The sequence below is a fragment of the Treponema sp. OMZ 840 genome, from assembly GCF_050937815.1.
Taxonomy (GTDB): domain Bacteria; phylum Spirochaetota; class Spirochaetia; order Treponematales; family Treponemataceae; genus Treponema_C.
On the sequence record NZ_JACDIJ010000002.1, the window covers coordinates 413,369 to 426,847 of the forward strand.

14 protein-coding genes are annotated in these 13,479 nt (G+C 43.5%); 8 read left to right on the forward strand and 6 right to left on the reverse strand.

All coding sequences use genetic code 11. The features are described from left to right. The first annotated feature begins 21 nt into the window (after window positions 1–21). From H0R92_RS05290 to H0R92_RS05300, 3 genes are read left to right on the forward strand one after another with little or no spacing between them, the layout of a single operon-like run. Window positions 22–936, forward strand: coding sequence for a UPF0158 family protein (locus tag H0R92_RS05290; RefSeq protein WP_432961837.1), 915 nt, complete (start codon window positions 22–24; stop codon window positions 934–936). A 30-nt stretch (window positions 937–966) separates the two neighbouring features. Next, window positions 967–1,692, forward strand: coding sequence for a DbpA RNA binding domain-containing protein (locus tag H0R92_RS05295; protein WP_432961839.1), 726 nt, complete (start codon window positions 967–969; stop codon window positions 1,690–1,692). Between the two features lies 1 nt (window position 1,693). Further along, entirely contained in the window at window positions 1,694–2,398 is a 705-nt protein-coding gene (locus H0R92_RS05300; protein ID WP_432961841.1) for an MBL fold metallo-hydrolase, read from the forward strand. Here H0R92_RS05300 and H0R92_RS05305 read toward each other — a convergent pair. The 3 genes from H0R92_RS05305 to H0R92_RS05315 form a co-directional block, all read right to left on the reverse strand. After that, window positions 2,386–4,044 carry a Na/Pi cotransporter family protein gene (locus H0R92_RS05305; protein ID WP_432961843.1) on the reverse strand — a complete coding sequence of 553 codons (1,659 nt, stop codon included), beginning with the start codon at window positions 4,042–4,044 and terminating at the stop codon, window positions 2,386–2,388. The two genes, H0R92_RS05300 and H0R92_RS05305, sit on opposite strands and share 13 nt — an antisense overlap. 74 nt (window positions 4,045–4,118) lie before the next feature. Further along, window positions 4,119–5,261, reverse strand: a complete 1,143-nt coding sequence (locus H0R92_RS05310; RefSeq protein WP_432961845.1) for an energy-coupling factor ABC transporter ATP-binding protein — start codon at window positions 5,259–5,261, stop codon at window positions 4,119–4,121. 76 nt (window positions 5,262–5,337) lie between these two features. Further along, window positions 5,338–5,796, reverse strand: a complete 459-nt coding sequence (locus tag H0R92_RS05315; protein ID WP_432961847.1) for a MarR family transcriptional regulator — start codon at window positions 5,794–5,796, stop codon at window positions 5,338–5,340. 151 nt (window positions 5,797–5,947) lie between these two features. Between H0R92_RS05315 and H0R92_RS05320 the strand changes: the two genes are divergently transcribed. The 5 genes from H0R92_RS05320 (at window position 5,948) to nagB (ending at window position 10,929) form a co-directional block, all read left to right on the forward strand. Then, a complete protein-coding gene (locus H0R92_RS05320; protein ID WP_432961849.1) occupies window positions 5,948–6,775 on the forward strand; it encodes a hypothetical protein in 828 nt (275 codons plus the stop codon). Next, window positions 6,772–7,464: a YfcE family phosphodiesterase gene (locus H0R92_RS05325; RefSeq protein ID WP_432961851.1), complete on the forward strand. Its 693-nt coding sequence runs from the start codon at window positions 6,772–6,774 to the stop codon at window positions 7,462–7,464. The genes H0R92_RS05320 and H0R92_RS05325 overlap by 4 nt, the downstream gene beginning before the upstream one ends. Window positions 7,465–7,501: 37 nt before the next feature. Further along, a complete protein-coding gene (locus tag H0R92_RS05330) occupies window positions 7,502–8,782 on the forward strand; it encodes a uracil-xanthine permease family protein (RefSeq protein ID WP_432961853.1) in 1,281 nt (426 codons plus the stop codon). 121 nt (window positions 8,783–8,903) lie between these two features. Continuing rightward, on the forward strand, window positions 8,904–10,076 hold the full coding sequence (gene nagA, locus H0R92_RS05335) for an N-acetylglucosamine-6-phosphate deacetylase (protein ID WP_432961856.1): 1,173 nt from the start codon (window positions 8,904–8,906) through the stop codon (window positions 10,074–10,076). Between the two features lie 49 nt (window positions 10,077–10,125). Next, window positions 10,126–10,929, forward strand: coding sequence for a glucosamine-6-phosphate deaminase (gene nagB, locus H0R92_RS05340; RefSeq protein WP_432961858.1), 804 nt, complete (start codon window positions 10,126–10,128; stop codon window positions 10,927–10,929). 134 nt (window positions 10,930–11,063) lie between these two features. On the opposite strand, the gene H0R92_RS05345 is transcribed toward nagB, so the two are convergent. From H0R92_RS05345 to H0R92_RS05355, 3 genes are all read right to left on the reverse strand, one after another. Beyond that, window positions 11,064–11,783, reverse strand: coding sequence for a FecR domain-containing protein (locus tag H0R92_RS05345; protein WP_432961860.1), 720 nt, complete (start codon window positions 11,781–11,783; stop codon window positions 11,064–11,066). Window positions 11,784–11,847: 64 nt separating this feature from the next. Beyond that, window positions 11,848–12,993 (reverse strand): hypothetical protein, encoded by a 1,146-nt coding sequence (locus H0R92_RS05350; protein WP_432961862.1) that lies wholly within the window; start codon window positions 12,991–12,993, stop codon window positions 11,848–11,850. After that, complete coding sequence (locus H0R92_RS05355; RefSeq protein ID WP_432961864.1) at window positions 12,990–13,460, reverse strand: hypothetical protein; 471 nt, start codon at window positions 13,458–13,460, stop codon at window positions 12,990–12,992. The genes H0R92_RS05350 and H0R92_RS05355 overlap by 4 nt, the downstream gene beginning before the upstream one ends. Window positions 13,461–13,479: the final 19 nt, after the last annotated feature.

Here is a 13,479-nt window from a genome sequence, read left to right on the forward strand (position 1 = left end):
AATATGCTATAATATACAAGTATGCAGTTTGAACTCACCGATGAAATAATTAACCAAATTATTTTCTCTATGGAAGATCAAAGCGGCCGCTATGTGTTCGATTCCGAAACAAACGCATTGACCGCTGTAAGCTGTTCGGGGCAGGAGGACTCGGATCGCTATTATTCTTTGCCTGTGTGGAGTTCGGTAAACGGCTTTAAAATAATGGAGCGATTTGTGTCTTCGCTTCGTAATCCGCCGGTAAAAGAAAAACTGCGTACGGTATTATTTACGGGAAAGGGTGTTTTTCGGGGATTTAAAGACGTACTTAAAGAATATCCTGAAGTCCAAAATTTGTGGTTTGTTTTTAAACAAAATGCTTTAAAGCAGGAAATTATCGACTGGTACAATACCTTGCGGGATTCTTGGGGTGCGCAGGAAATCGGTTATGAACCGGAAGAAACCGACGAACTTGTTTGTACCGATTTTGTATTTTGTGAATGTGACCGCACATCCGCAGAAGATTTTATGCGGCATGTTCACGATTGTATGGAAGATGAAATAAAAGACGTTTATACGGGAGAACTTGCCGACGCTTTTTTGCGTTTGGGGCGTACGGCTCATTTTCTTACGGATACAAGCGATTCCGTTTTGTTTACGGCAAAAACAAATGAAGGCGATTTTGCCGGCTTTATCCGGACGGCGTTGTTTCCGAAAAATGCGAAAAAAACCGTGTTGATAACCGACTTTTATGTTTTTCCGGTATGGAGGGGCTTGGGAGTGGGTAAATCGCTTTTTGCATTTTGTATCGAAGGGCTTAAAAGTAAAGGTTTTACGCATATTTTTGCCTTATCGGCGCATATTCCCGATTTTTTTGAACACGTTTTGTTTCGCAGCGGGTTTCGGCGGATTCCGGCAGGTTTTTTTGCCGGTTTAGACACAAAAAATACTTTATAAGTTTTCACACATTTTTGATAGGAGTTTATAATGGCTTTTCAATCGGATGTTTCCATCATTAAAGAACGTTTTGAAACTATTCTTGCTCGTGCAGTAACGGAGGTAAAAACGGAAGAAGACCCCCTTGTATTAAATGAGTACAAAAAATTATTCAAAAAAAACGTACCATTGTCGCTGCGGTCCTATGTTGCGGCCTATATTATAAAGCAGCTTGCTTCGGGCTTTTCTTTTCAATCGGCGGCCGCTAAAGCAAAAACGGCTTCTTCCGGCCGCAGCACACGATTCGATAAAAATTCCAAAGACCGCTCGCGGCGGGAAAAATCCCGTTCGAACGGTACGGCCGGTCCGGAAGAAAAAGAGAATAAAAGAGACAACGGAAATTCGGTACGCATCGTCATATCGCCCGAATCGGCCGCTACGATATTCATCAATATAGGACGCAATAGGGGAGTGTTTCCGCGCGACCTTATAGCTTTAATTTGTCAAAGGGTATCGATCGAGCGGGAACGTATAGGCGAAATACGAGTGTTGGACAATTATTCTTTTGTTCAAGTATATGCGGAAGATACCGAAAAAATAATTGAAAGTCTAAACGGCAGCGAATACCGTAACAGAAAACTGACGGTCAGTCATTCGCGAAAAAAAGAAGAAGCTAATCATGCCGGCACAGAAACGCCCGATTATAACAGTGCTGAAAATTCGAATTTCGAAAATACCGAAACGCTTTCCGCCGAACACAGTGTAAAACAGGATTAGTATGACACCGCTTTGTTTTCAAACCGGCCCCTTGGCCGTTAATACCTATATTGTTCCCGTCGCATCCGCACCCAAGCATGTTTTTATTGTAGATCCGGGCGGAGATGAGGATTTTATTATTTCAAAGCTTGCCGGCTTTGAACTTGCCGGCATAGTTCTTTCGCACGGACATTTTGACCATTTGGGAGCGGTACCTGCATTAAAAAAACGGTATCCTGCGGCGCCCTTGTGTATTCATAAAGCCGATGCGGATTATATCGGTAAAAATGCACTTGCAAAGCACAGGCGTGATTTTGACCGGGTGGGAGCTTCGTATTTGATTTGTGAATTTGAAGCCCTCTACCCTGAAATTCCGAATGCCGATATCTTCTTCGATGCATCCTCCGAAGGGGTGGAAAAGTTAAGTACAAAAGATGATTTTACACTCGCCTTTGCTCCCGAATGGCGCATAATTCATACGCCGGGCCACAGTCCCGGTTCCATATGCTTATATAACAAAGCCGAAAAAATTCTTTTGTCGGGCGATACGCTTTTTGCCTCTTCGTGCGGCCGTACCGATTTGGCCGGAGGAAATGTAAAGCAGCTTAAACAAAGCCTTGCTCTTCTTTTACAGCTTCCCGCAGATACAAGGGTGTGTCCCGGACATGGAGATCCGACTACAATCGGTAAAGAGCAAAATACCGGATTCGATATTTATTTTGTTTGAGCCAGCGCTTCCGATATGCTGTAAGCGCGGTCTCCGACTTTTTCAATGTTGCGTACAATATCGATATACAAAAGCTCGGCTTTAACTTCGGCGCCTTCTTCAAGGCGCTTGCGGGCTACCTTTTTGAGATTTTTACGGAACATATCTATTTTATCTTCCAGTTCCCGCGCTTGTTCGAACCGCTCGTGAGAAAGCGGGCGGTTTATATTGGCGTTTACAAAATTAAGCAGCTGCTCGACCAAATCGACATAGGGAATAAGTCTGTCCATATCTTCTTTGTCGAATTTCATGCGCTTTTCTATACTGCGTTTAAGATGAATGGCGGTACTGTAACAATCATCGGTAATATTTTCTATTTCATCGACAATATGCAGCATAGCGTTTATGTTGTTCCGTTGCCTGCCGGTAATCGGCAATTCCATGCAGTTGTACAGATATTTTGAAAGTTGTTCCTGCATTTGATCCGCATACTCTTCCCGACTTTTTATAAAATCGATATGATCGGTGATAAAGTTTTCCGTACGGTTTTCAAAACCGATACGTATGCGGCCGAACATTTCAATTGCCAAAGCAATCATATCCGAAATTTCTTTTTCCACTTGTATAATATGGTATTCCGCCGACTTTTTTGCACCGACGGAAATAAAATCCAATTTATAATCTTCAGGCACATCATCGGGCCGCGGTTTAATTATTTTTTCCGTAAATGCGGCAATTTGTGATGTAAAGGGCAAAAAGAGCAGGGCAATGATAGTATTAAATAAGGTATGAAGCATAGCGATGTGGGCGGTTAAAGCTGATGTAACCGAACCCGGCGTAATAAAATCAACGGCACTCAAAAGCGGTTTGAAAAAGATAATGGCGAATACACTGCCCAAAACGTTAAAAAGCACGTGAATTAAAGCTGCCCGCCGCGCATTTACTCTGGTGCCTATAGACGCCAAAACCGTATCGATTGTAGTGCCGATGTTGCTTCCCAATACCATAGCGGCCGCAAATTCCCATTGTAAAAGACCGTTGTGACACATCGTTAAAATAATTGCGGTTGAGGCGCTTGATGAGTGAAGAATAAGGGTTAATACAAGACCTGAAAAAACACCTATTAAAACACTCCACACGCTTCCTGCGGGGAAGGTATTTAAAAACGCTATATTGTCGGCGTTAATCGGGGGGATTCCCTTTGATAACAATTCCAAACCGATAAACAGCATACCGAAACCCATCAAGGCTTCCCCTATGCTTTCTTTACGCAGTTTACGAAAATATCTTAAAAAGTATCCGATCCCGAATACGGGAACGGCAAAAGCGCTTATATTGAATTTAAATCCGAAAATGGCGACAATCCACGCGGTTATCGTTGTTCCGATATTTGCACCGAAGATAACGCCGACAGATTGCTGCAAAGTCATTAAACCGCCGTTTACAAATGAAACGGTCATAACGGTTGCCGCACTTGAAGATTGAACAATGGCCGTAATAAAAAAACCGGTAAAAAGGGCAGCCAAGCGGTTGTTTGTCATAAATTTGAAAAACCGGTGCAGGCTGTCACCCGTACTTTTTTGAATACCGTCGCTGAGCATTTTCATTCCGTATAAAAGCAAAGCAAGGCTTCCTGCCAGCCTAAAGGCAATTGTTACTATACGCATAAGTTACGATAACATAAAATAAATGGGCGCGCAAGACCGGCTGTTGTCAAATCTCCTTTCGACTGCTTTTCGTTTTATTTATATATCAACTCTCGCAAATGAGAATATCCATCCTTATTAAGAGGGAAATAGTCGGCAGATTTGCCTTTAGTAATATGAAGAATGCTGTCGCAGCACTTTACAATAAATTCGTAATCGTGGGTAATAATGAATATAAAGCGGTCTTCCTTCTTTAATTGTTCCATTAATTTTCCCGTTTGTATCATATGTGTGTAGTCAAGGCCGCTTGTAGGCTCATCAAATACAAGTACCTTTTTTCCGCAAAACATGGCGGCAGCAATCGCTACCCTCTGTTTTTGTCCGCCGGAAAGAGTCATAGGGTGGCGTTCTTCAAGTCCGTCTAAATTGAGCATTTGTAAAATATGATTTAGTTTTTGAACGTCGGGATTATCGACACCAAGCGTTATTTCTTTTTGAACACTATCTGCAAATAATTGGTGGTTTACTTCCTGCAATACCATATAGCTGTTTTTAATCCTTTGCTTTGGAGACAGCAGCTTGCCTCCGGAAAAATACATACCTTTTTGCCTTTTCATCAATCCGCACAGACAGGTTACGAATGTGGATTTTCCTGCACCGTTTTCACCGACGACGGCGATAATTTCACCGGCACAAACATGCAATTTGGGAATGTTGAGAACAAGGGATTTACCGTAACTGCATTCGATAAAGCGCATATCCATTGAAATATTTTTAATTGGATGCGATATACACGGTTCCTTATATGAGGGGAACACAACACTTCGTATTCCCGTTCGCAGTCTTTCTGTATCATCAAAGGCGCATAAGTCATTCATTGAATATTCGCCGTCAATATGTCCGTTTTCAAGATGAAAGACACGGTCAACCAAATCTTTCAAATAATATATTCTATGTTCCGCTATCACAATGGTCTTTCCTTTTGATTTCAATAGCCTAAGTATTTCTCTTATTTTGCAGATAGCAGTAACATCTAAATTGGAAGACGGCTCATCAAGTACATATACATCGGGATTCATGGCATAAATACCGGCAAAGGCTATAATTTGCTTTTCGCCCCCGGAAAGCTGAAAAATATTTTTATCCAACAAATGTTCAATGTGTATATCATGTGCAGCCTGATTCACGCGGATTTCAATCTCTTGCGGGGATAGCCCCGTATTACATACTCCTTTCAAAATACGGTTTTTAGTTAGATATAACTAACTATATGGCTAAAAAAAACCGCCTATTATGGCGCCGTTTACTCCGGGCTTACATTTTTTTCAGTACATTTCGTGCGGTTAATAAAAATCTGTTTACGGCAGCAAGTTCATCCTCTGTCATAGAGGATATTTCCGAAAAAAATGCTGCATTGATTTTCATTTGATACTGCACAAGTAATTTAAATGCCTGTTCCCCGCCCTCTGTCAAAAAAAGTCCGATACGCTTTTTATCCGAGGCGTCTATTTCTTTGATTATGAGATTGCGCTCTTCCAAGCGGCTTAATATTTTTTGTATAGCCCCTCTTGTAACGCCGAACCTGCGAGCAATTTTCGAACTGAATATACCCGGTTCTTCGGCAATAATTTTGAGTACATGGCTTTCAGCACGATAAAAAATATCTCCATTATCTAATGTAATAGCATTGGTTTTGTTGTTTATTATGGCTTCAATCAGCTCAATGCTTCCGGAAATAACCCGCTGTTCAAGATTCTTTTTATCTTTTGGCATAAGCCGCCTGCCGCCCTCTTAATTGTCTACCCGGTATACAACCGTTGTGTACTGAGTATACAATCAGTTTAGAATGGTGTCAAGCAGTTTTATTGCCCCACCTGTATATCCCCCTCTTTTCATTTTTTTTGCTCTATGATAAGATATTTTTGTGAAAAAAAGGGTTCATCCATATGTTTTTTCTCAGATTTTTGGAGTGCAAACCGCATTTTTTATTATCGCCGTTTTTCTTTTTTACATATTATCCTGTTCAAACAAAAACATACAATTGAATACCGAAAACACCGAAAAAGACAATACTGTTCCGCTTTATTCGGGTAAAAACGGTTTTTCCGAACCGTATAATATTGTGCTCTTTTTAGGACACGGTTTCGCCGATGAAGCGAAAAAAAAAGAACTTTTTTCATTTATTGAAAAAACATACGGTTTTTTACAAAACGGGGGCGGAATGTCCGTTTTAACCTATCCCGACGATGTGCGGGTTGCCGGAAAAATCCGTATGTCGTCTTTGTCGGCAAAGCTTAGCGCCCTCAACGAGCAGCGCACGATTTCTGCCTTAATTACCGTCGGTGCACCGCAAGGAATGCATACGGTGCTTGCCGACTTGGAAGACGAGGGAAGGCGGTTCCCGGTTTTTTCCCTTTTTCCCCAAGATGACGTACTCGGCACGGAAGCCGGTTCCGATTTGGTTATCGATTATCGCTCCTACGCTTTGAGTAATTCCGGCGAAAGCCATCTTGCTGCGGCGGAAGAAACGGATTTTGAATATACGGGACACATTTCCGATGTTCTTATACCGCTTATCCGCGCAGCTTTAGATTGGGACAATATAAAAGAAGATTCCGTGTTTATTCCCGATTTACGAATGCAGTTTTTTAAACATACCGGATGTAATTTGGTGATTTATACCGATTCCGTTACGGGACTGAGAGCGAAAAATCATTATGTATTGGAAGGTGTTCCGAGGAAAAAAGAATGAATTCATTGATACAGCAAGACTCCATGCTTATCGGTTCTGCCGATGCCGTGGCGGAACTTGAGAAAAAAACGCACGCGAGGCTGCTTGTTTTTTCCGACAGTCACGGCGCAATCGATATCGTAAAAAAAATTATTATGCAATTCGGTGCCGATGCGGATGCTTTGGTGTTTTGCGGAGACGGATTTTGTGATGTTGCCGCTTGTATCGAAGAAGCCTTTTCGGATGATAAGCTGAAAGAACGTTTGCCGCCGGTTATTGCCGCTGTCCGCGGAAACGGGGACGCCGACAGTTATGTCATTGCAAACGAAGACGATGCAGAAGAAGATTCCGGCGTACAAAAAAAAGTATTTTCCGCCCAGCGGCTTCAATTTATTGCCGCCGGCCGTAATATTCTTGTTATACACGGGCATCGGCACGGAGTCGATTGGGGAACCGAAACCCTTTCATCTGCGGCTTATACGATGGATGCGGATATAGTGTTTTTCGGACACACTCACCGTTTGTTTTGGGAAGAACACGGCGGAACCCTTATTCTTAATCCGGGCAGCTGTGTAAATCCGCGTAACCGTTTTCCGCCCAGCTTTGCGCTGGTAAGTTTTCCAGGCGATACGGAGCGGTTTTCCATAGAATTTTTCGGAATCCGAGAAGGTTTGTTCGGTTCCGTAGATATAATGCCCTTGGCACTATAATAAACAGTAAGCCGCCGGTGCGGCAGGGGAGAGTACAATGAGTACACATGAGGTTTTAGGACCGGCCGATCGCCCGTCCTTATCGCGGTGGATACCGCTCAGTTTTCAACACGTATTTGCCATGTTCGGAGCAACCGTTTTGGTTCCTTTACTGACAGGCTTAAGTCCGTCTACGGCTTTGTTTACTGCCGGCACGGGAACGCTGTTGTATATTTTAATTACCGGCGCACAGGTGCCGGCTTTTTTAGGTTCGTCCTTTGCCTTTATACCGGCATTAACGGCCATTGCGGGTGCGTACGGTATGCCCTATGCGCTCGGAGGAGCCTTTTGTGCCGGTATTTTTTATGCGGCGGTAGCGGGACTGGTAAAAATAGCGGGAACCCGCTGGCTGGATAAAGCTTTACCTCCTGTCGTCATCGGATCGGTTATTATCGTTATCGGTCTTAATTTAGCGCCCGTGGCAATGCAGTCTTCCATGTATAATAACGGTACGTATTCTCTCGTATATTTTTCAATTGCATTGGTAACGTTGACAATTGCAATTGTTGTAAGTATTTTTTTAAAAGGTTTTTTTAATACCATTTCAATTTTAATCGGATTGGTCGGCGGCTATTTGTTTACGCTGATTATGGGTTGCTTTTTCCCTGCGTATAAAATTATCAATTTTGCGGTTGTACGCGATGCCGCATGGTTCGGCCTGCCTTCCTTTGCTTTGCCCAAATTCGGCTTTGTGCCCGTTTTAACCTTTATCATTGTATCCCTTGCGACCATTTGCGAACATTTGGGCGACACTATGGTAACATCCAAGGTCGTCGGACGTGATTTTTATAAAACTCCCGGCTTGCACCGAACTCTTTTAGGAGACGGTCTTGCCACAGCGTGGGCATCCTTATGGGGCGGCCCGCCGAATACCACATACGGAGAAAATATCGGCGTTATGGCAATAACAAAAGTATACAGTGTTTGGGTTATCGGCGGTGCAGCCGTTATTGCGGTACTTTTGTCCTTTATACAAAAATTCGGGGCGATAATTCAAACGATTCCCAATCCCGTTTTGGGCGGCATGTCAATGCTTTTATACGGACTTATTGCTTCAAGCGGTTTACGCACGATTGTTGAAAGCGGTGTAGATTATAAAGACAAGCGTAATTTAACCATTTCATCGGTTATTATGGTTATCGGTATCGGCGGCGGCGTTTTACAGTTTAACATCGGGTCCGACTTTCATTTTGCACTCGGCGGTGTTGCCCTTGCAACGGTCGTAGGTATTATATTAAACTTAGTTATTCCGAATAAAAACGGAAATAACGGAAGATAAATTTCAAGAACCGCCAAGACTGCCCGGAGAAAAGATGTTTGTAAAAGCTTTACAGGTGTTCCCGCACTTGTGAGGCCGTACCGGAAGGGCATGCTTGGTAGGATTTTGACGGAGAAAGATAATGTCTGTATCGATTTGTTTACATAACGGAACCCTGTTTACGGGATTTTCGAAGATGGAAAAATGTGCCGTTCTTATTGAAGACGGAAAAATTGCCGATGTGTTTTCCGAACACCGCTTTTTGCAAAAAAGGTTTGAACCTTCCGTCAGAATTTTCGATGTTGAAGAATCGTACATTGCTCCCGGTTTTATCGATACGCATATTCACGGATTTAAAGGGCATGGAACCGACAATTGTTCCGTAGAAGCAATGGTTGAAATGTCCAAAGATTTGGCCCAGTACGGTGTAACCGCCTTTAATCCCACTCTGTACCCCGCTCCCGAAGAGAATATGATGCACAGTATCAAAGAAATCGTTAAAGCGATGGGTAAAGAAAACGGTGCTCATATTATGGGGATACATATGGAAGGCCCCTTTATTTCTCCCGATAAATTGGGCGTACAACGACCGGAAACGGTGCGTACGGTCGATATGGATCTTATGGAACGTTTTTGGCAAGCGTCTAAGGGACATATCGTTAATATGACCGTTGCCCCCGAACTGAAGGGAATGCGCTATCTGGCCTTGTACGGCCTAAAACACGGCATTGTTATGCAAGCCGGACATACAAATGCCGAATACCAACATATGGTTGAAGGTATGCAAGCCGGAATTCTTCATTCGACTCACCTTTTTAATGCTATGAGCCAGCTTCATCACCGCAACCCCGGTGCCGTCGGTGCCGTTCTTATTCATCCGGAAATGTCTTGTGAAGTCATTGCGGACGGAATTCACGTCCATCCCGATCTATTTAAGCTTTTGGCACGGGATAAACCGCTTGAAAAAATCGTTTTGGTTACCGACGGTTTAACGCCTACCGAACAGGAAAGCGGGCCGCTTATGGCAAACGGAGAGGAACTTGTATTTGAAGGCGGTTGTTTTCATCGTGCCGCAGACGGCGTTATAGCCGGCTCTTCTTTGACTATGATTCGCGGAATAAAGAATTTGGTTAAATTCGGTTTGCCCGTTTCCGATGCGGTACGTGCCGCCTCTTCAACGCCGGCTTCGATTATGCACTATACAAAAAAAGGAATGATTATTCCCGGTTACGATGCGGATATTGTCGTATTTGACAAGCAGTTTAATATTCTTGCTTCGATTATCGCCGGCGTTTTTAAAAAGAACATATTGTAAGGAATCTTATTCGGATTATGAGGAAAAAAATTAATACAGGGGGATTAGTATGAGAATTATAATACGGGATAATTATGAACAGTGTTCCGAATGGGCGGCAAACCATATTGCGCGCGCAATTATCGACTTTGCACCTACGGCAAAAAAACCGTTTGTTCTCGGTTTGCCGACGGGAAGCACACCCTTAGGAACTTATAAAAAGCTTATTGAACTGAATAAAGCCGAAAAGGTAAGCTTTGAGCATGTGGTAACATTCAATATGGATGAGTATGTAGGATTGCCTGCCGAGCATCCGCAAAGCTATCATTATTTTATGTGGGAAAATTTTTTCAGCCATATAAACATAAAAAAAGAAAACGTACATATATTAAACGGAATGGCGCGCGATTTGGAAGCCGAATGTGCCGCCTATGAAAAAGCCATAGAAGATGTCGGCGGAATAGATTTGTTCTTAGGCGGTGTCGGTGTTGACGGACATCTGGCGTTTAACGAGCCGGGGTCTTCCTTAGGATCGCGCACCCGTATAAAATCCTTAACGCACGATACCGTTATCGTTAATTCCCGTTTTTTCGGCGGCGATGTCAAACAAGTGCCGACCACCGCTTTAACTGTGGGCGTAGCAACCGTTACTTCCGCAAAACAAGTACTTGTATTGATTTGCGGACATAATAAAGCGCGCGCCCTTTCTCATGCCGTGGAACGCGGCATAAGCCAAATGTGGACAATCAGCGTTTTGCAAATGCACCCTAAGGCGCTTATTGTGTGCGATGAAGATGCAACGGACGAATTAAAGGTTGGAACGGTAAAATATTTTAAAGATATTGAAAGCGCCAACATGGACAACGCTTTATAATTTCAAGTTTTAGGGCAAACGCTCCGATTCGAGTGCTGCCGTATATACAAACAGGCTGCAGGAATCCGAAAAGATTGCGGATTCCTGCAGCCTGTTTTATTTGGGTATGATATTGGAATGTGCCGCCGTTAGGTTTAATCCGCCCAGCCGATGCTTAACGGAATTTGTACCCTGCCGGATTCGGCCGGTTGTCCTGCCGCATTTTGGGCTTCCGAACTCGGTGAAACAAGGTCGCCGCCGCTTACTTCGGCGGTACTCGGCGCCACGGCCGTCGAAACGGGGCTTGTTGCCGTTTGCGTATTATGTATTTGCGGCGGAACTACACTTCCTTTAGCAGTGACAGATGCCCCTGACCCCTTTGATACTGCAATGCCTAAAAAGTTCTCATCGTCTTCTTCCGGCGGAGCAAAGGCCCAAATACCGCTTGTACTTACCAAAGAGCCGAATGCATCGATGGTTCCCGACGTACCGCGCACGGATGCGGTTGCAACAGGACTCTTTACGGTAAAACCGACTCGCTTGTTTTCCGCGGCTTTTACGTTTGCTTTGAGCGAACCGGCATCGAGATATATTTTTGATACGTCGGCGTCGGCGCGTTCGGTTAATTGTTCCACCGTTAAACGGGATAAGGGCTGGACCGTTACCGTAGATTTTCCGATTTCCAGTACGGCTTGTGATTTAAAACCCGTCGATATCATTGTGCCCGTACCGATCTTTGTTCCGGCCTGTATCGATTCCCAGCCTTTTGCCGTTTGCATTTCGGCTTTACCGACAACGGAAACGACAACGGCATCAAGTGCCGCTACGGGTACAATAAGCGAAACAAGAAATAAGAAAAAAACTGTTTTTTTCATTTTAACCTCCTATGGGATGACGGCTTAACCGTCTGTCGGATATCGGTTTTTTCCGATCCGAATATTAAAAACTGTACAATACTTTTATATTGGCGAAAGTATAAGGTAAGCCCCGCCTTTTTTCCCAGTCAAAGAATTGCCCTGCCGCACAGGAAACTTGGAAATCGCTCATAATTTGCCAACGAAGCGCCGTTTGCCACTGCATGCCGGAGAACCCTTTTGCTTTGTTTTTATTCATAACGTTAAAAAATGCATCTACGCCGGCGGTGACGACAATGGGCTGTATCGGACGTATTGAGCCGACGATACCGCTTTTAATATAGCCTGCATATTTTATCGACGAATCCATGTTTGCGGATATTAAAGTAAAGGGCGTAAAATCGCCGATATACCGTCCTGCGCTGCCGGTTGCAAAAATATTGCGCCAAGATACCATCGAAGAACGTACGGGGATAAAGGCGGTAAGTTCAAACGACGAGATATTTGAAAATTTGCTTTTTGTCAAAGCCCACGAAGTTGAAGCTATATAAAATAGCGGCCCTTTAATCGGACCGTTCAGCGCTGCCGTTAAAAAGAACGTCGGATTTCGTATTCCCGTCATTGCATACAATTCACAGGACAGCGTTTGTTGTGCAAAGAGGCGGGGGAACGAAAAGAATATGTTTCCGATCAATATGGCGGGAGAAGCTTGATATACGTGCAGGTTTTTATGTTCAGGATTTGCCGCCGCCATGTTTGTCGTTTTATTATTCAAAAGACCCGTAAAACCGATATAGGTTTTTGCCGAAAACGCTTTTCCGGCAATATTCAGCTCCATCCCGTCTGCCGTTTGGGAAAGTATCAAACCGCTTAGATCCCGTATGCCGAACCGTCCTAAATTGAATGTTAATTTTGCCGGACCTTCTTCATGCGCCACACTGAGCTTAAAAAGGTTTAAATCCCATACATGGGAAAATTCTTTGTTTTTTCCCGAATAGTCATATGCATAATACGTTTCCGCCGTAAAATACGAGTTGGCCGTTTCGGGCAGGGGAACGCGCATCCAAAGGGTCAGTTTGTTCGATTGATTAAAATAGGCGTTATGTAAATTACCGGTCATGCCCGTATTGTTCGATAAAAAACCGCCCCAATCAAAGGCTTGTACGGGAAGGGTAAGTGCTGCGCAGAAAAAGACTAATAGAAAAGATTTATAAAAGGTATAAGATTTCATTTTGCAGCCTCCTTACCGGTTTTGCTTTCCGCATAGTTTGCACATTTACTCATTATATACAAAGCTTCTCTACCCGTTATATAGGCATCGGGGTCGGCGTTTCCGGGTATAAAGCCGAGTGCTTTTATTTCTCTCAGTGCATAACGCGGAGATTTAAAAATACGATAATTTATACCGCCGGGAATTCGCCATACCTTTACGCACATATATGCAAAATTCTCCACCGTTAAAGGGCGGTTTTTATCTTTCAGTTTTTTAAAAGAAATAAAATCGGTTAAAGCCGCCGCCGCTTCGGATTCATTCATGTCTTCTTTGCCTAGTCCCAGATAGCTTGATGCAAAGTATGCGGCCTGATTAAACGATATTTCTTTTGCATCAATCATCGCGGTAACCTTTTCTGCAGACTGTGCTGCGGCTAAAGTACAAAAAAAGCCTAAAAAAAGACTAAAAAATATACTTTTTTTCATATTTCCTCCTGCATTCGGT

What these genes read in the sequence shown, in the direction of transcription:
- H0R92_RS05290 (WP_432961837.1), top strand. Translation starts at nt 22, where the DNA reads ATGCAGTTTGAACTCACCGATGAAATAATTAACCAAATTATTTTCTCT.
- H0R92_RS05295 (WP_432961839.1), top strand. Translation starts at nt 967, where the DNA reads ATGGCTTTTCAATCGGATGTTTCCATCATTAAAGAACGTTTTGAAACT.
- H0R92_RS05300 (WP_432961841.1), top strand. Translation starts at nt 1,694, where the DNA reads ATGACACCGCTTTGTTTTCAAACCGGCCCCTTGGCCGTTAATACCTAT.
- H0R92_RS05305 (WP_432961843.1), bottom strand. Translation starts at nt 4,044, where the DNA reads ATGCGTATAGTAACAATTGCCTTTAGGCTGGCAGGAAGCCTTGCTTTG.
- H0R92_RS05315 (WP_432961847.1), bottom strand. Translation starts at nt 5,796, where the DNA reads ATGCCAAAAGATAAAAAGAATCTTGAACAGCGGGTTATTTCCGGAAGC.
- H0R92_RS05325 (WP_432961851.1), top strand. Translation starts at nt 6,772, where the DNA reads ATGAATTCATTGATACAGCAAGACTCCATGCTTATCGGTTCTGCCGAT.
- H0R92_RS05330 (WP_432961853.1), top strand. Translation starts at nt 7,502, where the DNA reads ATGAGTACACATGAGGTTTTAGGACCGGCCGATCGCCCGTCCTTATCG.
- nagA (WP_432961856.1), top strand. Translation starts at nt 8,904, where the DNA reads ATGTCTGTATCGATTTGTTTACATAACGGAACCCTGTTTACGGGATTT.
- nagB (WP_432961858.1), top strand. Translation starts at nt 10,126, where the DNA reads ATGAGAATTATAATACGGGATAATTATGAACAGTGTTCCGAATGGGCG.
- H0R92_RS05345 (WP_432961860.1), bottom strand. Translation starts at nt 11,783, where the DNA reads ATGAAAAAAACAGTTTTTTTCTTATTTCTTGTTTCGCTTATTGTACCC.
- H0R92_RS05350 (WP_432961862.1), bottom strand. Translation starts at nt 12,993, where the DNA reads ATGAAATCTTATACCTTTTATAAATCTTTTCTATTAGTCTTTTTCTGC.
- H0R92_RS05355 (WP_432961864.1), bottom strand. Translation starts at nt 13,460, where the DNA reads ATGAAAAAAAGTATATTTTTTAGTCTTTTTTTAGGCTTTTTTTGTACT.